At 60.6% G+C, this 21,718-nt stretch carries 15 protein-coding genes; 8 read left to right on the forward strand and 7 right to left on the reverse strand.

Translation table 11 applies throughout. From position 1 onward, the window contains the following. Positions 1–31: 31 nt before the first annotated feature. Both leuD and leuC read right to left on the reverse strand, forming a co-directional pair. A complete protein-coding gene (gene leuD / locus FEF26_RS00615; RefSeq protein WP_138251587.1) occupies positions 32–631 on the reverse strand; it encodes a 3-isopropylmalate dehydratase small subunit in 600 nt (199 codons plus the stop codon). A gap of 82 nt (positions 632–713) precedes the next feature. Next, a complete protein-coding gene (gene leuC, locus FEF26_RS00620; protein ID WP_138251588.1) occupies positions 714–2,171 on the reverse strand; it encodes a 3-isopropylmalate dehydratase large subunit in 1,458 nt (485 codons plus the stop codon). A gap of 167 nt (positions 2,172–2,338) precedes the next feature. Here leuC and FEF26_RS00625 point away from each other — a divergent pair, with 167 nt between their 5' ends. Continuing rightward, positions 2,339–3,142 (forward strand): IclR family transcriptional regulator, encoded by an 804-nt coding sequence (locus FEF26_RS00625; protein WP_424991710.1) that lies wholly within the window; start codon positions 2,339–2,341, stop codon positions 3,140–3,142. Positions 3,143–3,256: 114 nt separating this feature from the next. Further along, the gene (locus FEF26_RS00630) at positions 3,257–4,525 is read left to right on the forward strand and encodes a UDP-glucose dehydrogenase family protein (protein ID WP_243730324.1); all 1,269 of its coding nucleotides are present in this window, start codon (positions 3,257–3,259) and stop codon (positions 4,523–4,525) included. 14 nt (positions 4,526–4,539) lie between these two features. On the opposite strand, the gene thiL is transcribed toward FEF26_RS00630, so the two are convergent. Continuing rightward, positions 4,540–5,601 (reverse strand): thiamine-phosphate kinase, encoded by a 1,062-nt coding sequence (gene thiL / locus FEF26_RS00635; protein ID WP_166432853.1) that lies wholly within the window; start codon positions 5,599–5,601, stop codon positions 4,540–4,542. Between the two features lie 57 nt (positions 5,602–5,658). Between thiL and FEF26_RS00640 the strand changes: the two genes are divergently transcribed. Both FEF26_RS00640 and FEF26_RS00645 read left to right on the forward strand, forming a co-directional pair. Then, the gene (locus tag FEF26_RS00640; RefSeq protein WP_138251591.1) at positions 5,659–6,879 is read left to right on the forward strand and encodes an aminotransferase class I/II-fold pyridoxal phosphate-dependent enzyme; all 1,221 of its coding nucleotides are present in this window, start codon (positions 5,659–5,661) and stop codon (positions 6,877–6,879) included. A gap of 9 nt (positions 6,880–6,888) precedes the next feature. Further along, positions 6,889–8,061, forward strand: a complete 1,173-nt coding sequence (locus FEF26_RS00645) for a trans-sulfuration enzyme family protein (RefSeq protein WP_138251592.1) — start codon at positions 6,889–6,891, stop codon at positions 8,059–8,061. Positions 8,062–8,188: 127 nt separating this feature from the next. On the opposite strand, the gene FEF26_RS00650 is transcribed toward FEF26_RS00645, so the two are convergent. The 4 genes from FEF26_RS00650 to FEF26_RS15855 all read right to left on the reverse strand — a co-directional run bounded on the left by FEF26_RS00650 (position 8,189) and on the right by FEF26_RS15855 (position 16,677). Continuing rightward, positions 8,189–9,682 (reverse strand): sugar transferase, encoded by a 1,494-nt coding sequence (locus FEF26_RS00650; RefSeq protein ID WP_138251593.1) that lies wholly within the window; start codon positions 9,680–9,682, stop codon positions 8,189–8,191. Positions 9,683–9,865: 183 nt separating this feature from the next. Further along, positions 9,866–10,735: a glycosyltransferase family 2 protein gene (locus tag FEF26_RS00655; protein WP_138251594.1), complete on the reverse strand. Its 870-nt coding sequence runs from the start codon at positions 10,733–10,735 to the stop codon at positions 9,866–9,868. Positions 10,736–11,608: 873 nt separating this feature from the next. Further along, the gene (locus FEF26_RS15850) at positions 11,609–14,230 is read right to left on the reverse strand and encodes a helix-turn-helix transcriptional regulator (protein ID WP_208012812.1); all 2,622 of its coding nucleotides are present in this window, start codon (positions 14,228–14,230) and stop codon (positions 11,609–11,611) included. A 2-nt stretch (positions 14,231–14,232) separates the two neighbouring features. After that, on the reverse strand, positions 14,233–16,677 hold the full coding sequence (locus FEF26_RS15855) for a helix-turn-helix transcriptional regulator (RefSeq protein ID WP_208012813.1): 2,445 nt from the start codon (positions 16,675–16,677) through the stop codon (positions 14,233–14,235). A 607-nt stretch (positions 16,678–17,284) separates the two neighbouring features. Here FEF26_RS15855 and FEF26_RS00670 point away from each other — a divergent pair. The 4 genes from FEF26_RS00670 (at position 17,285) to FEF26_RS00685 (ending at position 21,683) form a co-directional block, all read left to right on the forward strand. Further along, positions 17,285–18,073: a DeoR/GlpR family DNA-binding transcription regulator gene (locus FEF26_RS00670; protein WP_138251595.1), complete on the forward strand. Its 789-nt coding sequence runs from the start codon at positions 17,285–17,287 to the stop codon at positions 18,071–18,073. Continuing rightward, positions 18,070–19,083, forward strand: coding sequence for a 1-phosphofructokinase family hexose kinase (locus tag FEF26_RS00675; protein ID WP_138251596.1), 1,014 nt, complete (start codon positions 18,070–18,072; stop codon positions 19,081–19,083). The genes FEF26_RS00670 and FEF26_RS00675 overlap by 4 nt, the downstream gene beginning before the upstream one ends. Then, complete coding sequence (locus FEF26_RS00680) at positions 19,077–21,122, forward strand: PTS fructose transporter subunit IIABC (RefSeq protein WP_138251597.1); 2,046 nt, start codon at positions 19,077–19,079, stop codon at positions 21,120–21,122. Before FEF26_RS00675 ends, FEF26_RS00680 begins: the two co-directional genes overlap by 7 nt. 87 nt (positions 21,123–21,209) lie before the next feature. Continuing rightward, positions 21,210–21,683: a RidA family protein gene (locus FEF26_RS00685; RefSeq protein ID WP_138251598.1), complete on the forward strand. Its 474-nt coding sequence runs from the start codon at positions 21,210–21,212 to the stop codon at positions 21,681–21,683. Positions 21,684–21,718 lie beyond the last annotated feature (35 nt).

A 21,718-nucleotide genomic window follows, 5' to 3' on the forward strand; every position in this document is an offset into this window, starting at 1 on the left:
TCCCCGAGGTCTGACATGACCAACCAGACACCTACACTTTGGCGGGCAGTGTCTTGGGCTTCAGACGCAGACGGGCGGCCTCGTAGGCTCCGATGGCTTCATCCTGACGCAGGGTCAGGGAGATGTCGTCAAGACCCTCCATCAAACGCCAACGTGTGTAGTTGTCGAGGTCGAAGCTGGTGTCCACGGATCCGCACCGTACTGTGCGGGACTCCAGGTTCACGGTGATCTCCGTGGTGGGGTCCTTCTCCAGCTCTTTCCAGATGAGTTCGACGTCGGGTTGGGCCACTTTGGCCGCCACGAGGCCTTGTTTGGCTGAGTTGCCGTAGAAGATATCGGCGAATCGGGATGAGATGACGACTTTGAAGCCGTAGTCCTTTAGCGCCCAGACTGCGTGTTCTCGGGAGGAGCCGGTGCCGAAATCTGGTCCGGCGACCAGCACAGTGGCACCTTTGTAGGCTTCCTGGTTGAGCACGAAGTCTGGGTTTTTGCGCCAGGCGTAGAACAGTGCGTCCTCGAACCCGGTTTTTGTGATGCGCTTGAGGAATACTGCGGGGATGATTTGGTCAGTGTCCACATTGGACTGTTTCAGCGGTACACCGGTGCCGGTGTGGGTGATGATGGGTTCCATGGGGTGCTCCAGTGCTAGTTCCGGCGGCGGGGCGGCTCCGCTCGCCTGTGAAGCCGGCTCGCACCGGCCATCGCGCCTCAAGCTATGCAGGGGCCGGTTCAGGTAGTAGGACATCGGAGGGTGCGGAGAGGGTGCCGCGAATTGCTGTGGCGGCAGCGACAACGGGTGAGACCAGGTGGGTGAGTCCACCTTTGCCCTGGCGGCCTTCGAAGTTCCTGTTCGAGGTTGAAGCGCACCGCTCCCCTGGCGCCAGCTGGTCGGGATTCATGCCGAGGCACATGGAGCAGCCGGCGAACCGCCACTCCGCTCCGAAGTCTTTGAAGACCCGGTCCAATCCTTCAGCTTCGGCTTCCAAGCGGACCTGCGCTGAACCTGGCACCACAATCATGCGCACTTGGGGGTCCTTCTGCCGACCCTTGATGATCTCCGCTGCCAGGCGTAAGTCTTCGAGCCGAGAGTTGGTGCAGGATCCAAGGAAGACGGTGTCCACCCGTATGTCTTTCATGGGCGTGCCGGGCTCCAGGCCCATGTACTGCAGAGCTCGCTCGGCAGATTCGCGGTCTACGGGGTCGTCGAAGTCGGTGGGCTGCGGGACGGACTCGTTCAGTCCCACACCTTGGCCCGGATTGGTGCCCCAGGTGACGAAGGGCTCGAGTGTGTCGGCGTCAATCGTGACCTCGGCGTCGAACTCGGCACCGTCTTCGGTGCGCAGAGAACGCCAGTACTGCACTGCAGCGTCCCAGTCCTCGCCAGTGGGCGCATGCGGACGGCCCTTGACGTACTCAAAGGTTGTTTCATCGGGGCCGACCATCCCTGCACGAGCACCGGCTTCGATGCTCATATTGCAGATGGTCATCCGCGCTTCCATGGAAAGCTGTTCAACCGCGGTGCCGCGGTATTCCAGGACGTAGCCCTGGCCTCCGCCGGTTCCGATCTTCGCGATGACCGCCAGGATGATGTCTTTGGAGCTGACTCCGGGCTGCAGTGTCCCGTTAACGGTTACAGCCATGGTTTTGAAGGGCTTGAGGGAAAGTGTCTGAGTAGCCAGGACATGTTCGACCTCGCTGGTGCCGATACCCATGGCCAGGGATCCGAATGCTCCGTGGGTGGAGGTGTGTGAGTCTCCACAGACCACAGTCATTCCCGGCTGGGTCAGACCCAGCTGCGGTCCCACCACATGCACGATCCCCTGGTTGGCGTCGCCCAGGGAGTGCAGCCGGATGCCGAACTCCTCGCAGTTGGCACGCAGAGTGTCTACCTGGATGCGGCTGACGGGATCGGCGATCGGCTTGTCGATCTCCAGGGTGGGGGTGTTGTGGTCCTCAGTGGCGATGGTGAGGTCAGGCCGCCGGACCGGGCGTCCTGCTAGCCGGAGGCCTTCAAATGCCTGTGGACTGGTGACCTCGTGAACCAAGTGCAGGTCGATGTAGAGGAGGTCGGGCGAACGTTGCCCGTCTTTGTCTTCTCCCCGGACCACGACGTGGTCACGCCACACCTTCTCCGCCAAGGTCAGCGGTTTGTCGCTGGCAATCTCCACCATGAGTTCCTCCAGAAATCTGTGGGCGTCGTCGTAATTTTCAGGGTGGTGAAAAACGACGACGCCGGCCCGGTAGGGCTTCGCTTATCTAGGGAACCATTGTTGCCTGGGAGCCTCTAGAACAGCGTGCCCACATCTCAATATGTGAGACCCGCGCTAGACTGTCCTGCATGGCCGAGAAATCTGCGTCCTCAACGGGCCCACGTCCCGACTCACCCAGACCTCTGCACTCTCCCTCCGGCATCGGTGTGATCGACAAGTCCGTCATGATTATGGACGCCTTGGAGGCCGGGCCGGCCACGTTGGCCCAGCTGGTGGAATGCACCGGCCTGGCTCGTCCCACGTTGCACCGCCTGGCCTCTGCCTTGGTCCACCACAGGTTTCTTTCCCGGGACGTCCGCGGACGGTATGTGATTGGTTCACGCTTGGCGGAGCTTGCTGCTGCCGCTGGGGATGACCAGCTGGTGTCCGCAGCCGGCCCTATCCTGCTGAAGCTCCGTGATGTGACTGGTGAATCGACTCAGATCTTTCGCCGCCAGGGTGAGGCGCGGGTTTGCGTGGCTTCTGCCGAGCGTCCTATCGGCTTACGGGACTCCATTCCGGTGGGAACGCAGTTGTCCATGAAGGCTGGCTCTGCTGCGCAGGTCCTCTTGGCTTGGGAGGATCACGAACGTCTGGTGGAGGGTCTGTGGCGGGCTCGGTTCACCCCCACTGTCTTGGCGGGTGTGCGCCGCCGTGGTTGGGGAGAGTCTCTTGGCGAACGGGAACCCGGGGTGGCTTCAGTATCGGCACCTGTGCGCGGACCCTCGGGCAGGGTTATTGCTGCGGTGTCCATTTCCGGGCCCATTGAAAGGCTCTCCCGTCAGCCCGGCAGGAAGTTCGCCGGCGTCGTCGTCGCCGCCGCCCATCAGCTCACCGAGCTTGTCCGGGCAAATCCCGATGCTAACCATGGACTTCAGGACGCTGACGACTGACGGCCGTTAATCCCTCCGTCACGTATGCCGCTTAGGATGTCCTCTGTGACTGCTCAAGTGAAGAATATTTCTGTTATTGGTACTGGTTATCTTGGTGCTACCCATGCTGCGTGTATGGCTGAGCTGGGGTTCAACGTGGTCGGGGTGGATATCGACCCGGAGAAGATCGCCTCCCTCTCCGCAGGAGACCTGCCCTTCCACGAACCCGGCCTCCCAGATCTGATCCGCAAACACGTGGAATCCGGGAAGCTACGCTTCACCACCGACCTCAACGACGTCGGCGCCTGGGCCGATGTCCACTTCATCGCCGTAGGCACCCCCCAAGTCAAGGGCGGCACCGGGGCCGATATGACCTACGTCGATGCAGCCACCACCAGCCTCACCCAAGCCATCACCAAAGACTCCCTCATCGTCGGTAAATCCACTGTCCCAGTCGGCACCGCCGCCCGCCTCGCCGACCTCGTCCAGGACACCAAAAACCCCGGGGTCAACGTCTCCCTGGCCTGGAACCCTGAATTTTTGCGCGAAGGCTTCGCCGTAGAAGACACCATCACCCCCGACAGGTTAGTGGTCGGCACCACCCACGAGGACGACGAAGCAGTCCTCCGGCAGGTCTACGCCGAAGCCCTCAACCGCAACACCCCGTGGATCAGCACCGACTACCAGACCGCGGAACTAGTCAAAGTCGCCGCCAACGCGTTCCTGGCCACCAAGATCAGCTTCATCAACGCCTTCGCAGAAGTCACCGAAACCGTCGGCGGTGACATCACCACCCTGGCCGATGCCATCGGCCACGACACAAGGATCGGACGTAAATTCCTCAACGCCGGAGTCGGCTTCGGCGGCGGGTGCCTACCCAAAGACATCCGAGCCCTACAAACCCGGGTCGCGGAACTCGGACTGGATCATTCGATGCGGTTCCTTGATGAAATGGACCAGATCAACCTGCGCCGGCGTAAAAAGGCCGTCGCCCTGGCCTTCGACCTGTTAGGCCAAGACGTCATCGGTAAAAAGATCGCCGTCCTGGGTATCACGTTCAAACCCCTCTCCGATGACGTGCGCGACTCCCCCGGCCTCGACGTCGCCGCCAGGCTCTTCAACGCCGGTGCTGACGTACAGGTTTATGACCCCCAGGGAAGCCACAACGCCGCTAAACGCTACCCCCGCATCACCTACACCCCCACCCTAGATGAGGCCGTCACCGGGGCAGAACTGGTCATCCTCACCACCGAATGGGACGAGTTCAAAACCCTCACCCCAGAAAACCTCAACAACAAAGTCACCACCCGCCGCATCATCGACGCCCGCAACGTCCTCAACCCCCACCAATGGGAAAACGCAAACTGGACCTTCACCCAACTCGGCCGCAAAACCACCCACTGAACACCGGAGAGCGGTTACTCGCTGCGCATAGAATCCCAGCCGCGGTGGGTTCCTAAGGTTTCAGCGCTCACCCCGGCCGGACCGGACTCGATCGAACCAAGACGGCGGAATCCCTCTGGGAGCGGAACCTCGGGCGGAAATGCGGCTAGGAGGGCGAAATCCTCCCCTCCGGTGAGGACCCAATCGCGGCAGACCGAATCTGACAACCCGAGCTGCCGGGCAACTGGCTCCAACACCCGGGCCTCTGCGGCCAGAGCGGCGTCATCGAATGTGATCCGCACATCCGAGGCTCGGGCGAGGCGGCTGCAGTCGCGCATCAGTCCGTCGCTGAGATCCATTCCCGCGGATGCCTGCGCGCGGACCGCCGTGACCCCGGCAGTCAGTGGGGGCTGTGGCCGCTTCTGCGCAGCGACGCATTGTGCCGCAATGCCAGTGAGGGCTTCCCAAGCGTGGGCAGCGGGTTCGCTCGACACCGGTTTCATGGACTGCTCCAGCAGGGCCAGCCCTGCCGCCGCGTACCCGAGAACTCCGGAAACGGCTAGCACATCGCCGGCCCTGGCTCCGTCACGTTTGAGCAGGCGGCCTTTCTCGCGGGGCTCGCCGAGGGCGGTAATGGTGACTGACATTTCTGGACCAGAACCGAGGTCTCCGCCGGCCACCACGCACTGCTGCGCGCCGGTCTGGCTGCAGGCTCGGACCACACCTTGGTAGAAGTCTCTGACCCAATCCACCGAGAACTCCGGAGGCAGCGTCAGGCTGATCAGCAGTGCCGTCGGGGTGGCTGCCATAGCATTGAGATCCGAGAGGTTCTGCGCTGCAGCTTTGGTCCCCACATCCTGTGGCCATTCCTTCGCCGGGGATCCGGCCCACCATTGCCGCCGGAAGTCTTGGCCTTCGCTGAGGGTGTCGGTGGTGATAACTGTCTGGGCGCTGAAACAGGTGAGTACGGCGGCGTCGTCCCCAGGTCCGAGGAACAGACCGGGACGCCCAGCATTATGCGGGTCGATCACGCGGCGGAGCACCTCCACCACGGCGTCTTCACCAGCCTGAGAAACGGTGAGCGGGTCGTGTGGCATGGAAGTCATCTTGCCACGGGCAGTAGCCTCGATGGCGATCACGATTACGATGAACCCATGCCTTCCCTCCCCTGGGCACGAGCTGCTGCCGGTGCCAATACCTATGACCACGCTGCCGAGGCCGTCTTACCCACTGTTTACGAACGCACCACGGCTGCAGCCATGAAGGCCGAAGCCATCAATCTGGGTCAGGGATTCCCCGATGGCGAAGGCCCTCAGTGGATGCGGGCTGCTGCGGCAGAGGCGATCACCTCTGATGCGGGGCCGACCAATCAGTATCCGCCGGGAATCGGGCTGCCCGTTCTCCGCGATGCGGTCGCTGCACATCAAGAAGCCCACTATGGGATCACGTTGGATCCTGCCCACCAGGTGTTGTTCACGACTGGAGCCACTGAGGGAATCGCCGCGAGCATCTTGTCCTTCGCGGAACCTAGCAGTGAGGTGGTGGCCTTCGAGCCGTGGTACGACTCCTATGGAGCTATGGTGGCGTTGGCTGGCGCTGAGTTGCGGACCGTCCCTTTGGAGGCCCCCGAATTCCGGCCGGACATTGCCGGCTTGCGCGCGGCGGTCACGGAGCGGACCTCGATGATTCTGTTGAACTCGCCGCATAATCCGACCGGCGCAGTCTTCACAGCGGAGGAGATGACCGAGATTGTGGCCATCGCACGTCAGGCGGGGGCTGTGGTGATGAGCGATGAGGTCTATGAGCACCTCACCTTTGATGCTGCACCCCACACGCCGGTGCTTTCCGTCCCAGGGGCCGAGGACACTGCTGTAGCTGTCAGCTCGGTCGGTAAGTCCTTCTCCTTGACGGGGTGGAAAGTCGGTTGGGTGACCGGCAGTGCGAGCCTGGTGAACCGCGTCCGCGGGGTCAAGCAGTTCCTGTCCTTCACCTCTGCCCCGGCTTATCAATGGGCCACCGCTCAAGGTTTGGAAGACGACCGCGGGTTCTTCGCGGAGAATCAGCAGCAGCTTCAGGGTGCCCGTGACATGGTGATGTCAGGGCTGACCGCCACAGGACTGCGCCCCTTCCGCCCAGCGGCCGGGTATTTCATTCTGGCTGATGTCTCCGCCGTGACGGATAAGACGGCGGCGGAGTTCGCGGCGGAACTGGTGGAACATGCGGGGGTCGGCGCGATCCCCGTGTCGGCTTTGACTCTGCCGAGCACCCAGCAGGAGCCCGACAATGCACTGAACTACCTGCTGAGGTTCGCGTTCTGCAAGGACGATGAAGTTCTGGAACGTGCCTTGAGCCGACTCGGCAAGTGGATTCGCTAACCTGAGTCCATGCCTATGACACACCATCGACGCACGCGGATAGTTGCCGCCGGCCGGCCGCACGAGCCGAATTCGCCGGTCAACCCAGCTGTTGACTTCACCTCGACCTTTACCTACCGGCCCAGTGTGGAGTACCCGCAGGTCTACGCGAGGGAGGGGATCCCCAGTTTCGAGCCGCTGGAGGAGCTGCTGGCCGAGCTGGAGGACGGGGCCCATGGCCTGCTGTTCTCCTCCGGCCAATCCGCAATTTCCGCCATGCTGAGTCAACTGCCGCTGGGGGGACACCTTATTATTCCGCAGCACGCCTATATGGGGTTTGCGTCAATGGCCCAGCACATGGCGGATAAGGGCCTGTTCACACTTCACCGTGTGAACATCGCTGACACCGAGCAGGTGCTCGCCACCGTCCGCAAGGTTGCTGCCGATGCTCATGCCGCAACCACGAAAGCCACTCTTTGGATTGAGTCGCCGACCAACCCCATGCTCGAAGTCGCGGATGTGCCTGTGCTTCTGGCAGAAGCCAAGGCGCTGGGGGTGACAACAGCGGTCGATAACACGTTCGCGACGCCGTTGCGGCAGAATCCGCTCCACCACGGAGCAGATGTGGTCATCCATTCGGTGACCAAATTCCTCTCCGGACACTCCGACGTCATCATGGGGGCTGCTGTCACAAACGACGCCGAACTCAACGCCGAACTCCGAGCGCATCGGAACCTCCACGGCACCATTCCTGGGCCCATGGAGGTATTTCTCGCCTTGCGCGGGGTCCGCACTCTGGCTGTGCGACTTGATGCGGCTGAACGAAATGCCGGCTATTTGGCGTCCCGGCTCAGTGAACTCCTCGGCGAGGATTCCCTCCCCTTGGTAGCAGTTTCCTATCCGGGGTTGCCGGACCATCCGCAGTTCGACCGGGCAACTCAGTTGCTGCGCGGATTTGGTGCGATTATCACAGTGGAGATGACGAGTAAGCAGACTGCTGATGCCGTGTTGGAAAACATGGAGGTGTGGACCCCCGCCACCAGCCTCGGAGGGGTGGAGTCCTTGGCAGAGCGTCGGCGGCGCCACCCCGGGGAACCCGAGACCGTCCCGGAAGGCCTCATCCGCCTCTCGGTGGGTATAGAAGATCCTGAGGACTTGTACACAGACCTGCTGCATGCGATGCGGTCTGCCGCTGAGAACTGATCATCCAAAAAATCCAGGGATGGGTGAAGCCCTCCGACGGCGGGCAGGGGGTCCTACCGCCGGAGAGCGGACTATGGAGCTGAGCTTCTGCGCTCAGCATGGTGAGGTTCGCGACTCTGCGCCTCACCTAGTAGGCACCAGATCCGGTCACCACCGCCTGAACGGTGCGGAGGATGATGCGGGCATCGGAGGCAATGGACCAGTTCTCGATGTAGTAGAGATCCAGACGCAAGGACTCTTCCCAACTCAGATCAGAGCGTCCATGGACCTGCCACAGACCAGTGATCCCGGGTTTCACCATGAGCCGGCGGTCAGCGCGCTCGTCGTAGGCCGCGACCTCCCCAGGTAGTGGCGGACGCGGTCCCACAACTGACATGTCGCCCCGAAGTACATTGATGAACTGGGGCAGTTCGTCAAGACTGAATCGTCGGATAAAGCGACCCACACGGGTAGTTCGAGGATCACTGCGCATCTTGAACATCACGCCATTGCCATTTGACTGAGCCATCAGTTCAGCGCGCTTCTGCTCGGCATCCACGCACATGGAACGGAACTTGAGCATGGTGAACCGGCTATGGTCCAGTCCGATCCGCCGTTGTTTGAACAGGATGGATCCCCTGCTGTCCACCACGATCGCGAGGCTGATCACCAGCAACACCGGAGAGATGATCGCAAGGACAACACAGGAGAAGACGATGTCGAAAAGTCGCTTGAGAAATGCGGATACTCCACGCATCCTGGCGTGCTCTACATGAACCATGGCTAGTCCGGCAACTGACTCTGTGCGCAACCGCCACCGCGCGACATCGCCAAGTCCCGAGGCTACAGCCAATCCAACATCGAGGTCCGCTAGATCCCAGGTGAGGCGTCGGAGCGCCTGCGGGTCTAGTGCGTCCGCTCCTGCCACCACGACCAGATCCGCGCCAGTCCTCAAGACTGCGTCTCGGGCTGAGGCGACCATGTCGAATTGCTGGCCGTTCGAAAGTTCAGCTCCGCCGGTTGCGGACGTGACGACGTCGACCACCGCGTAGCTTGAGTTTGAGGCTCTCATTTGAAGCTCAGCTGCTATGTGCACGCTCTTGTCCGCGCTGCCGACTACGACGACGCGACGAGTACCCATTCGGGCTCCGGTAGATCGCGCGACCAGAGTGAACCATAGGGCGCGCACCACGATGAGCCCCAAGAATGCGAACGGGATGGTGACCAACAGGTGCATCCGCGCTGCCTCCCATGGAAGCAGGATGCCCACGACCGCAGATGCACTGGCGATGATCACTGAGGCAGTGACCACTGACCGAATGAGTGGCCCCGTCTGGACTCCTCTTACCCGGTAGGCACCGCACGTGATGAGAAGAACCATCCACGCAGTCATCAGCAAACCGGTTGTCAAAGGGCTGCTGACTGCTTGAAAACTGTTGGTCCACGGTGCCGCCGAAGTGAACAGTACCGCCGCCACCATAGTTAGCGTGTCGGAGCTAACGAGGATCGCGGATTGCCGGGCGCGCCATCGACGAGCTCGGTCCGGATCTGATGTCGGCAGGGCCGTTGGCGTATCAAAGTCAGTTGTCTGGCGAAACAGCGTCGTTGATGTCTGAGCCGTGCTGTGCGTATCTAAACTCATATCGTTGCCCCCTGCAACTTGTAGCGACCGACTGAAAATTCGGGCATGAGGTGCCTAGCCCATCCTGTGATCGGACCCATGGCCTTTTCTCTCTGGCCGGAGTCGATGGTGCTGTGAGATGTGGAAATATCGTGTGAATCGAGAGCTTTTGAGTACAGCGCCGAGGAGACAGGACAGGATCGTTCAGCCACGACGGCCCACTGCTCGCAGAATGCCGCTTGCGCCCACCATGAGGGCTGACCCATGAGCCCCTTGCCGGACACTGTCGGTTAGCGCACGGGCACCGCTGGCCCAGGCCCGCGACTCAAAAGCTCCCCGAGCAACGATCGAGGCCATGAAATCGGCCGCTGGCTTGACCGAGACCTCGTTTTCGAGCGTGCGGAGCCACTCCATGCTTGCCTGCCAGTCCTGCCGCTTGGAGAAGGAGGAAGCTCTCTGCTGCGTGACGCGGACTAGCACCTCGGGAAGCTGTTGAACAGAAAAACCAGCGGCGTCGAGTCGGATCATCCAATCCCAGTCCTGGTGCCGGGTGAGCTGCTCATCCCAGGGGACCTCAAGAACTGCTTCGCGGCTGCAGAGCAACGTTGAGGTCTGCATGAACCGCTGCCGGACTTTGACCGTGGACTGGTCCAGAACATAGTCCGCAAGTGATTCACTGCTGGGTTCGTGCAACCTGTCCGGAACTATACGACTGCTGGAGCCCACGAGCATCGCACGTGAAGAGACGACAGTGTCTCCAGAAGCGTGGGGCAACTGCACGGCCGTCTTCTCTGTGAGCCATTCGTCGTCCTCATCAAGGAACGCCAGGTATGGAGTTTCCGCGAACTGAGCGCCAAGGTTCCGCGCGGTGGCCCCTCCGACACCGCCGGCAGTCTTGACCAGTGAACACGCAAGACCTTCAAGCTTATTGCTGACATGGTCGAAGGAGTCCGGGTCATCAACGACGACGAGAGGGTGGACAGCTTGGTTTTGGCGCAGAACGGAAGACACTGCGCGACGCAGGCCGGGACGCCCGGTGGTAGGAATGATTGCTGTGACGTGTGGGGTTTTCATCAGGCTCTCCTCAACAGGACTGTGCTCAGGTGGAGGGGTGTGATGAAGCAGAAGATGTCAGTCAGACTGCGGGGAAAACGAGGAAGGTGCGCTGACCACTCCGGATGTGTCCGCCCCGGGGACCGCGGGCCACTCAACCGCTTTTCTGAAACCCGATCCCGGAGGCGTCTCAACTGCTGCCTCATCCGAATCGAGCTAGCTGCTCGGAGTGATAGCGTGCGCTGCGGAGATCAGGTGTATCCCTCTGGGTATACAGTCACCTGATCCGATGCCACGCATAGGTGCCGCAGAATCCGCGGCTGATCCCGCATGTGGCGTCTGCAGAAGAGCCTTCGCTGTTCCGCCATCACTGCTGGACGGAGAAGCGAGAGGAAGATGGCCGTGGAAAGGCCGACCAATCACTAAACGATTCTTAATTGACCCAACGTAAACATTTTGTTTTGCGCAGGTTAAATCACCCTGATTACGCATATTGCCCCCTGTTAGAAATTCCACGCGCCTCTTATAGAAGCACTGTGAACACTCTATTTAAGGACGAATATCCGGGACAATAGTTATATTTACGTAAGGTTTTAATTCTTTTTAGTTAGTTGGCGCGAACTGGGACTGCGGTGACTGTACACTTTCCGCGAAGGCCCTGCGAGCTACTGCACATTCCCTGCTTAAGGGATAAGGAGGCATTAGGTAATCTCCGCAATCTTCATGAGCGCAACTGGTGATATCCGCACAGTGGGAACACAGCAAGCACGCCAGGACCAGCGCCCAATGAGGTTGTTAACTGCGCTGACGAGGGACTTTAGAGCGGGAGACGGTGCTCGCAAAGGTTTCGGAGCGCAGACTGCAAAGAAGTCAGCACGCGGGTGAATGTCCGGCTCAGTGAGTGAGCAGGTCCAAGCCGATGAGCTCGACTCGGTTCGCGCAACCGAAGCGCTTCAGCAGACCCGAGACTGTTGACTCGACCGTCCGGGGGGACACACTGAGCATTCGGGCAATAGCGCGCGTGGTGTCGCCCCGGTGGAGCGCTTCGAGAACAGAACGCTCCCGCGAACATAGGGTGAGATCATCGAAGGTGTTGATCAGCCATGAGGGCTCTGTGAGCTCCTGCCGTAAAGACAACACAATCTTGGCGACTCGAGCGCGTATCACGTTATCAAGTTGGTCACGTCGAGCCCACAGGGCGGCCATGATCGTGAGCCCGAAATGCTGAGAACCTGCTGCGATAAAGACCTCTGCGGTCTCAACTGCTAGGCGGTCCTCGTCGGTCGTCAGGGCTTCCGCGAGCCTGTAGATCATGCTCGGCCGTCCTGGCTGGTCTCCCCAGGGAGCCTCTAGGATCAGTCCAGCCGCCTCTGTCGACATCCCTAGCACTGAAAGGAGGAGAAGTTGTTGCTCTTGGAGGAGCTCTGATTCCTCACGAGCTTGCCGTGCGAGGGGCAGCAAAGCGGATGCAACCACTGGCGTAGGAGGCCCACTCCCAATAAGCGCCATACCCTGTGTTGCTAACCGGAGGGAGGGTATTCCCCGTTTGACGTCTCCACTACCGATGAGTGGGCTGCAGTGGCGACGCGCCCTTGCTCCGGTCTCTTCATCTAGGTAGGACGCAGTGGCCATGACAAGCGAGGCGCTGAAAGGCACTAATCCGTAGGGATCACTCATGCCGAATGCCCGCAGGGCGGCCGATGCGTGCAAATGCGCGCTCTGCATTCGGTCCTGCTGCATGGCCACGATAGTTGCCACAACGTTGGCAACCCCGGGAAGTGCGGGACCCCCGAGGGTCCTTCCATTCCACGTTTGAAAGTGAACGCGCATCATGTCGGTTCGCCATCCCTGAGCCGTCACGATGAGCAGCAGTACAGCGACCACGGCTTCTTCGATATCGGGGTGTCCGCCTTCGCGGATCAGGTCATCCAGAAGGGAGGACAACACAAGCCTTCCCCGCTCTGGATGCATGCGAAGCCCGAGCTTGACACCGACCCACAGCTGGGCGGTGACGGATTCCTCCCAGGTTCCGTGCACGCGAGTCTCCAGCAACTCTCGCACCCAGTCCTCGGGCTCCTGCGTTTGGGTGACTGCGATCACCCGTTCGAGGGATGGGGCGCTGGCGGCCGCACCGAGAGCGGTGAGCCGTCCGACGATAGGCCCTGCGATCTCCGGATGGAACAGACTCATGCGTCGGGCGAGGATCAAGGACTCACGCAGTGTCTTCTCATCTATAGCGTCGCCAAGGGAGTGATCACTCTGCCTCAACAGGAGATTCAGCTCATCGCTGGCACCTGCGATATTGCCCTGTGCATATTCGGCTCGCGCTCGAAGTGCCCGCATCACCGGAGGAATGGTGGCCAGCGCCTGGCTGAGCACCCCGACCTGCTCATACCACCCATGATTGATGCACACCCGCGCCGCCCATTGAGCTCGGAGAGAAGGAATGGGCTCGCCTGATTTGGCTGCCCAACACACCAGAGCCGCTTCCGACAGCGCGCTGCCGGTGAGTCGCGGAATTCTCTTTCCATAGGCATACCACAAAGTCATCGCCCCGACATCGCGGACCACTCTGCGAACGGCCTCGCGCAGGGCCTCTGGCTGGATTCGCAAGTCAACGCTTCCCAGCCGCGCCTTGTAGTCTGGGCCAAGAATCCCTTGATGCCTGAGGCTGAGCACCACGTCATCGGAGAACTCTTCGACGGCCCACTGCTCAGGAATCCGTCCAGCGACAGCTGTGAGCCGCAGAAGTGTTCTCTCTGCTTCGGTCAATCCGCTCTGGAGGTGACCGCTCTCCTTTTCCAGAGCGTCATGGAGGGGCTTTTCATCTGGTTCCCACATCCACATATCGTCGCGCTGCCGGAGGACACCCTGCAGGATAGAGGCCTCAACGACGCGGCGCGCCAGTGCCACGTGGCCTCCGCTGAGGGCGCGAATGCGGCGCTGCGATGTGGTTGACACGCGGGCTCCAACCCATGCTTCAAGGGCGCGTCCCATCCCCTGCTCGCTGAGGAGCCGCGGAAACAGCTCGACCAGTGCCCCAGCCTCTTGCAGGGCCATCGAGAGCTCGCACTTTTCTGCGAGATGACGCATGGGAAGCAGGAGTCGTAGCCATCCACGGCCCGCAAATTCATGAAGCAGCGCTGCGGTGGCACCGTCCATGAGGTTTGCGAATTCGGCGACAACCCAGGGAACGGAGCCACTCGCCACGAATGCCTCACGTGACCATTGCTCAAGTCGATCTGCTAAAGGATCAGACGTCGACGGACCGCCGGGACCATTGGCGGCATCAAGTGCTGCCCCAAGTGCGCAGGTCCTTGATCGGTAGCCATGCGTCACGTCTACGGAGAGCGCGGGGGCGTGTTCACCAAGACGAGCAACGACGTCGTCCAGGCACCACAGACCGGGAAGAACGAGGGCCACGTTCTGCGAGGAAGGGACCCTCAGTATCTCGTCGACTATCTCGGCTGCAGGCTCAAGTCCTGGTGATTCTATACCTCGAGAACGAATAGTCATGGCTACTCGCCACCGCCCCCAGTGAGTCTGGCGAGAAGCTGAAGTCGGGAACCCACGCCGAGCTTTCGGTAGATGCTGCGAATATGTGCTTGGACCGTTCGGACAGAGATACCCAATTCGCTTCCCACCTCAACTGCGTTCGCACCGTCAGCAAGCAAGACTGTGACATGGGCCTCTCGATCAGAGAGCAGCTCTACGATGTCAGACCTCAGCTGGGGAGCGCCAGGATGCTCGGTGATCCTGTCCACGCAGAATCTGAAGGCGGGGTGGCCCGGTATCGGTTCAGCGAGCATTTCTGCTCCGGCCGGTGGTCCACACTCCAGATAGGCCTCGACGCGGCCCACAACCTCCGGTTCGACTCCGGCCGTGCGCGCTAAGACAACAAGCTCTCGCAGAACACCTGCTGGCAGGAGGCTCGCGCGGCGCAACAGAAGGCATCGCATGGAGGTCCGCCACATTCCCGGCGCTAACGGCCGCGCATCAGCGGTGCTGTACAGAGTGGGAATCAGGTCGCGTGCCGGCACGTGAAGCAACCGCCCGAGAATTGCGACCACCTCAACGCAGACGTCACTGAACGTCCTGCCGAACGAAGGGACGCTGATGCCAGCGGGCCCAAAAATCTCTTCCGATCTCGGTCCAGAGATCACAAAGTCGAGCGCCTCAAGCAGCCTCCGGGACACATTTCCCAAGGGCAGCCCTACCTCGAACTGGAGCCAGAGGTCATCCAACTCAACTCGAAGAATCTCGGAGTCGACCCCGCACACAATGTGTTTGAGGGCGAGTAGGGCTTGATCAGTAATGGCGTGCTGCAGCCTGCGCTCGGCCGTTTCCCCCACCATCCACTCATGGGGAAGCACGTGCTCATCTGGGAAAGCCAATACGCGCGCCAAACCCACCCGTTCGAGGATCCACGTCGTTGCAATGATCGGCAGTTCGGCAGCGCTGATACTCATGATGACAGCTAGAGAAGACCGAGCACGTTCACCGTCGCCTGCCAGTACTGCTGCATAGGCATCGAGCGCTGCGCAACTGGCGTCTGCGAGAAGTTGTGCGTCTACTACATATTGGCCGAGGTCGCTGGCCTCCTGCGGCCGGTGACGGGATGGGGCCAACGGCCCGGTGGGTGGCTGGAAAGTCCTCAAATAGCCTTCGGGCGCGAAATCTTCCAGCATTTCCAGTCTTCGCGACAGATCAGCCAGAACCGAATTGTCACTACTTGGGGCGGAGAGCAAAGCTGAACGGATGAACGCCTCAACCGCTGAGACATCGGCTGTAAAATCTGCCGGTGAATCCCGCTGCACAAGGGTGTCCAGCGCCGTTCTTGGCGCTCCCCTGACGGCCAGGACGCTGGCCTCGATTCCCAATACCCTGGGATCGCTCTTGGGTATGTCACTGACAAGGAACCATGCTTGGTCAAGAAGGCCACTCTCAAGATGCTCTCCCGCAGCGAAGAGAGCGGCGTCCGTGTCAGGCACATGGGACTGGATACGGTAGTGCAGAATCCCCGCTGAGGTTTCTTGTTCAGCGAGACCATCGTGACCAATGGACAACACCAGTGCGTGTCGATGCCAGGCCCGTGCCAAATGCACGTGGGACCCGCGAAGGGTAAGCAGTCCCGCTTCTTCACACCAGTACACCATGTCACGCGTTTCGGCATCCGCGAAGAGGTTCACGATGGGGATTCGCTCGGCAAGTGCCACCTGTCGAAGCAACTCGACGACGCCTTCGCTGAGAATACTCTCAATTTCTTGCCTGAAGGCGTCAGCCCCGCGACGGTCGAGCCAAATAGGCGACCGGAGAATGGCGCTTCGCGCGTTAATCGTGGCGATCCACCCTTCATGGCGCCCTGTGACAGCCACAACGATCAGGTCTTCTGTCAAAGAGCCGGTCACGCTCTGCAGATAGCTCTGGAGTGCCGATGTCGGAGGGGCACCCAGTACTTCCTCCAAGAGCCCTTTGACCTCCTCATCGGCAAGAGCATTGAGCTTGAGGGGGAGGCCACGGTCTCCATGGACCGATCGGCTCAACTGAGAGCCGATGTTGGACTCAGATGAACATGTAGCAATGACACCTACCCACTGCGCGGCGATCACCAGCCGAAGCACTTCAAGGGAGTCCTCGTCGAAAAGGTCCACATCGCGGAAAACTAGAGTTCTCGTGAGCCGGCTCTCAAGCATTCCGTTGCCGAGCGTGGATCCGTGGAGCTTGGAGACAGCCTCTGCTGGCGTGTCGATTCCTGGAGCGTCAAAGGCTTTGAGGCGCCTGCGCAGAGATCTTCCAGAAACTGAGGACGTAGAACACAGTTCAAACTGGGACCCAAGCAGGGTTTCTAGATCTTGAATGAAGCGCCCCTTGCCTGCACCAAAGGGCCCTAGTAGCAGAACAAAAGGGGCCTTCACACCGTTGTAGTGCTGAACCGTTTGCCTCAGCGCATCAGCCTTGAGCATGTCAATCCCCCTGGATCACAATATGGTACTCACTGCCTACTGCGCTGCCAATAAGGACATCGGTCCACCTATCCCAGAGTTCCGCAAGTCGGATGCGCTGACCAATCGCGCCTCCTTCCACTCCTCGCCCAGCAGGAGTAGCATATAGTATATCTCTTTATACAACATGAATTATGTCATTTTTATTTTGACCTTGATCCCCAAAATACTTTAGGGGCAAGCTCATCGCCCCCTCTAAAATGAGGCCGAAACCTACACAGGACTCGCGGACAAACCTGAAGCCTCGTGGCGCAGACTGGCCCACTTCGAACGATTTCCCCTCGCAACCAGGCAGCGAAGCAGCCACCCAGTGCTCTTATTCGGAGCAGGTGGGCGACCTGGATGGTATTACACCAAAGAGTTTTCGCAGAGGCTCGAGGAGGCACTTGCGTGAGGACGATGCTCGCCCACCCTTAGTCGACCCCTAGCTTGAGCCAAGGCCTGCACTAACCTCTCATGACCATATTTCTGTGTTTTTGGGCTAGATAGTGTTGCAAACACAGATAAACACAGATAAAGTCGGTCCAATCCCACATTTGTGTGGTTCGCATCACTTTTAGGAGACGGCATGGCGCAGCTCACACCGGAACGACATCACAGCATCCTTGCTCGCCTTAAGGATGGTCCCGTTACCGTGCAGGTGTTGGCTGACCGGCTGCAGGTGAGTAAGGAGACAATCCGCCGCGATCTGGACTTGCTGGAGAGCCAAGGAAGTCTGCAACGAGTTCATGGTGGCGCAGTTCCAGCTGGTTCTGTGTCTCGGGCAGAAACGTCTCGGCACGACAGGCTCGGTCGCCACACAGCACAGAAGCAGCGGATCGCTGAGGCCGCTCTGCGTTTCTTACCGCCCGCTGATGGGGGGTCTATGATTTTCGATGCAGGTACCACTACAGAGGCACTGGCAGATCTGTTAGCAGTAGAGTCCTCGCTGGACGGCCACCATCGTTACCTCATCACGAACGCTGTTCCCATTGCCCAGAAGCTCTCCGCAGCTTCCGGAGTCCAGGTCGAGATTCTCGGCGGAAGCATCCGGGGCGTGACCGGAGCCGCGGTCGGTCCGGACACCGTCAGTGCTCTGCAAAGCCGCCGCGCCGATGTGGTGTTCATAGGCGCCAACGGGGTTGACGCGGCTTTCGGCCTCAGCACTCCTGACAGCTCAGAAGCTGCAGTAAAGTCCGCACATATCTGCGCGGCCCGCCACCGAGTCTTGTTGGCGGACTCGTCCAAACTGGGACAGACCACTCTGGTGCAGTTTGCAGCACTGAACGACGTCGACGTGTTGATCACAGACGCTGAGCCAGCTGCTGAGCTCGCTGCCGCTCTCGAAGAGGCTGAGGTCCAGGTGGTGGTCGCGTGATCCTCTCCGTCACCCCAAACCCGAGTTTAGATTCCACCATTGAGTTACCCGCACCGCTAGTGCCCGGGCAGGTTCACAGAGCTGTGACGAGCCATAGTGGCCCTGGTGGCAAAGGTGTGAACGTCTCGCGTGCTCTGGCAGCAGCTTCAGCTGAGACTCTTGCGCTCTTGCCCGGGGACACCGGCGATCCGCTCCTCACCGCCCTTCAATCAATCCATCTGCCACATGCCACTGTTCCGGTTGGTCATCCCCTGCGGACCAACATCACGATTACAGATCCTTCAGGCACCACCACGAAGATCAACGAACCGGGTCCTGCCGTTGATGCCACAGCAACTGCAGCCCTTACTAGTCTCGTCGTCGAGCATGCGGCGAAGGCCTCGTGGGTGGCCCTTGCCGGGTCACTGCCACCGGGGGCACCTGACGCGTTCTATGCGGAGCTGACTCATCAGTTGCGCGGCACAGCTTTCGTTCGAAGCCCTCTCATAGCGGTCGATGCCTCCGGCGTCGCTCTGGCAGAGGCGATCACCGCCGAGCCCGACCTCATCAAGCCCAATGCTGAGGAACTCCTGGAATTGCACCAGCATGTCCACGGCGCTGAAGCGACCTCAGCCGTGTCGGCTGAAGCGCTGGAAGCTGACGTCGAGCTTGTAGCGGATCTCATCCATTCACTTCAGCCGTATGGAGTCCGTGCTGCCCTGGTCACCCTCGGAGCTCGTGGAGCGTTGTTTATTCCTCAACCAGGTGATGTGGGCGCCGCTGTTCTGTTCGCCTATGGTCCACCTCTCATAGCTCGCAGCACCGTAGGCGCCGGGGATGCCGCTCTTGCGGGCTTCCTCATCGCACACCAGCGAGACGAATCACCCGCTGACTGTCTTCGACAAGCCGTAGCTCAAGGGCGCGCGGCCGCAACCCTGCCGGGTTCCGCTATGCCGGGACCCACTGACCTCACACTCGCCGACGTGGTCGTCGACGAGTTCAACACCACTATGAAGGGCAACGCATCATGAGTATCATCACCAGCGAGCTCGTCAGTCTGGACCAGATTCGCGCGACCACACCGCGTGAGGTTATCCAGGCCGTCGCAGAGCACATAGCTACCACAGACCGCGCTTCCGACTCGCAGGCACTGTTCAACGACGCGTGGAATCGTGAGCAGGAGTCGGCGACGGGCATGCCTGGAGGGTTTGCGATTCCGCATTGCCGCACAAGTGCAATCAACGCACCAACACTCGCTTTCGCCCGACTCGCCTCCCCCGTAGATTTCGGCTCCACTGACGGCCCGGCCGACCTGGTGTTTTTCATCGCCGCCCCTGATGGCGCGAACCAGGATCACCTCAAGATTCTCTCCGCTTTGGCGACGTATCTTATGCGCGATGAATTTGTGCAGTCCCTGAGAAACGCGTCCTCTGCGCAGCGGGTGGTGAGCCTCATCGACGAAGCCGTTACCCCTGACGAGCAGCCGTCCACCGCATCCAACGCACCCAGCGCCTCAGCTCCGGCACCTGAGGGCGCACCAGAATCCATCTCACTCGTCGCGGTCACCTCCTGCCCCACGGGTATCGCCCATACGTACATGGCAGCTGACGCACTGCGCCAGGCCGCTGAAGCTCGCGGCATCACCCTCCACGTGGAAACGCAAGGAGCCTCTGGTGCAGACGCACTGCCTAGCAGCGTGATTGCCGCAGCTTCAGCGGTGGTCTTCGCTGCCGATGTCGATGTCCGTGAAAAGCACCGGTTCTCGGGGAAACCAGTGGTCGCTTCTCGGGTGAAGCGCGCTATCAATGATCCCGCTGGCATGATCGAGGAGGCCCTGCGTGCCGCCGAAGACCCTGCCGCACAGACTGTGTCGGTTGAAGCGCAGGAAAGCTCTGACGGCGAGCAAGAGTCGGAGAGCTTTGGTCGGAAAGTCCAGCGCGTGCTCATGACCGGAGTCAGCTACATGATTCCGTTCGTAGCAGCCGGTGGTCTGCTGATCGCCTTGGGGTTCCTGCTCGGTGGGTACAGCATCACCGAAGTCGCAGACGACATCGCCTTTGACCGGGCCCTGTGGAATCTCCCGACAGAGGCGGATCTGCCCGACGACTTCCGTGGGTTCGGGGCGCTCGGTGCCTATCTGGGCGCTGTGTTCTTCGTCATCGGTGGGACTGCCATGAGCTTTCTTGTTCCCGCCTTGGCCGGTTACATCGCATTCGGTATGGCCGACCGTCCTGGCATTGCCCCAGGCTTTACAGCAGGCGCCGTCGCACTAGCGATGGACGCCGGGTTCATTGGCGGCATTATCGGCGGTGTCCTGGCGGGTGCGGTCGCCTACTGGATCCGCAAACTAGAGGTGCCTCGCTGGTTGGCTGGACTGATGCCCGTTGTCATCATTCCACTGGTCGCTAGCTTGGTCGCTGGTGGACTGATGGTGATCCTCCTTGGAGGTCCCATCGCTGGACTCACGGCAGGACTGGAGAACTGGCTGCAGTCGATGACCGGCACCGCAGCGGTATTTCTTGGCCTCATTCTGGGTCTCATGATGTGCTTCGACCTTGGTGGCCCCGTCAACAAGGTCGCCTACTCCTTTGCCGTGGCCGGAATCTCCGCTGGAGTCGGCGTCGAAAGTGAGGCCCCATTGATGATCATGGCTACCGTCATGGCAGCGGGCATGGTTCCACCGCTGGGAATGGCACTGGCTACTTTCTTGGACCGGAAACTCTTCACCGTTGTGGAACGTGAGAACGGAAAGACTGCGGTTCTCTTGGGAGCAGCGTTCATCTCTGAGGGCGCCATCCCATTCGCAGCAGCTGACCCGCTGCGAGTTCTCCCCGCCTCAATGGCAGGTGGCGCCGTGACAGGCGCTCTGACCATGGCTTTTGGTGTCACCTCCATCGCACCGCATGGCGGCGTGTTCGTACCGTTCGCCATTGGTGGATTCCCACTGTTTCTGCTGGCTGTTGTCATTGGCGCTGCCGTGACTGCATTCACTGTGATCGCGCTCAAACGCTGGGTCCGCAAGCAGCCGGTCGACGCCGCTGAAGCACCGGTACCTGCCGCAGCCGTCTGAGCACGGGACACTCCCGCGACTGTCCACTTCTGCAGACCCCCTGCCTGTCCTCATCCGGACAAGGAGGGGGTCTGCTTCAATGAGGTCATGACCAGTCCTACGAAGCTCATCCGTTCCCAACGCCTCTCCGACGTCGCGGAGTACGCCTACGCGGCAAGGGTGCCGGCAGATGCTCAGTTCGTTTTCCTCGCCGGTTCCTGTCCTTTGAATCAAGGTGGCTCCACCGCCCACATCGGCAGTTACTCCGGGCAAGCAGGCAAGTGCATTGAGAATCTCCGTGTCGCTTTGGAAGAGGCCGGCGCTGCCATCAACAACGTCGTCAGTACTCGGGTCCTGGTGGCGTCGGCTCAGCAGAGAGATCTTGTGGAGGCATGGGGGGAAATCGCGGAGCTCCACGCTGATTTCGGCGAGCCAGATATGCCCGAACTGCTCATTGAGGCTGCCGTCGCTGGGGTTACCGCTACAGTCGCAGATCAGAGGAGCTGGCAGCCCACGCGTAGCGTAGGGGAATCGACGTGGGAGTATGCGAGGGTTATAGGTCATAAATGTGTTGCTGGGTAGGTCTGCATCCCAGCAGTGGGGCGGCAGGATCGGGG

The sequence above is a fragment of the Nesterenkonia salmonea genome, from assembly GCF_005771525.1.
Taxonomy (GTDB): domain Bacteria; phylum Actinomycetota; class Actinomycetes; order Actinomycetales; family Micrococcaceae; genus Nesterenkonia; species Nesterenkonia salmonea.

Bases quoted from the DNA above. Each gene is read 5' to 3' on its own strand.
- leuD (WP_138251587.1), bottom strand. From the start codon at position 631: ATGGAACCCATCATCACCCACACCGGCACCGGTGTACCGCTGAAACAG.
- leuC (WP_138251588.1), bottom strand. From the start codon at position 2,171: ATGGTGGAGATTGCCAGCGACAAACCGCTGACCTTGGCGGAGAAGGTG.
- FEF26_RS00625 (WP_424991710.1), top strand. From the start codon at position 2,339: ATGGCCGAGAAATCTGCGTCCTCAACGGGCCCACGTCCCGACTCACCC.
- FEF26_RS00630 (WP_243730324.1), top strand. From the start codon at position 3,257: ATGGCTGAGCTGGGGTTCAACGTGGTCGGGGTGGATATCGACCCGGAG.
- thiL (WP_166432853.1), bottom strand. From the start codon at position 5,601: ATGCCACACGACCCGCTCACCGTTTCTCAGGCTGGTGAAGACGCCGTG.
- FEF26_RS00640 (WP_138251591.1), top strand. From the start codon at position 5,659: ATGCCTTCCCTCCCCTGGGCACGAGCTGCTGCCGGTGCCAATACCTAT.
- FEF26_RS00645 (WP_138251592.1), top strand. From the start codon at position 6,889: ATGCCTATGACACACCATCGACGCACGCGGATAGTTGCCGCCGGCCGG.
- FEF26_RS00650 (WP_138251593.1), bottom strand. From the start codon at position 9,682: ATGAGTTTAGATACGCACAGCACGGCTCAGACATCAACGACGCTGTTT.
- FEF26_RS00655 (WP_138251594.1), bottom strand. From the start codon at position 10,735: ATGAAAACCCCACACGTCACAGCAATCATTCCTACCACCGGGCGTCCC.
- FEF26_RS15850 (WP_208012812.1), bottom strand. From the start codon at position 14,230: ATGACTATTCGTTCTCGAGGTATAGAATCACCAGGACTTGAGCCTGCA.
- FEF26_RS15855 (WP_208012813.1), bottom strand. From the start codon at position 16,677: ATGCTCAAGGCTGATGCGCTGAGGCAAACGGTTCAGCACTACAACGGT.
- FEF26_RS00670 (WP_138251595.1), top strand. From the start codon at position 17,285: ATGGCGCAGCTCACACCGGAACGACATCACAGCATCCTTGCTCGCCTT.
- FEF26_RS00685 (WP_138251598.1), top strand. From the start codon at position 21,210: ATGACCAGTCCTACGAAGCTCATCCGTTCCCAACGCCTCTCCGACGTC.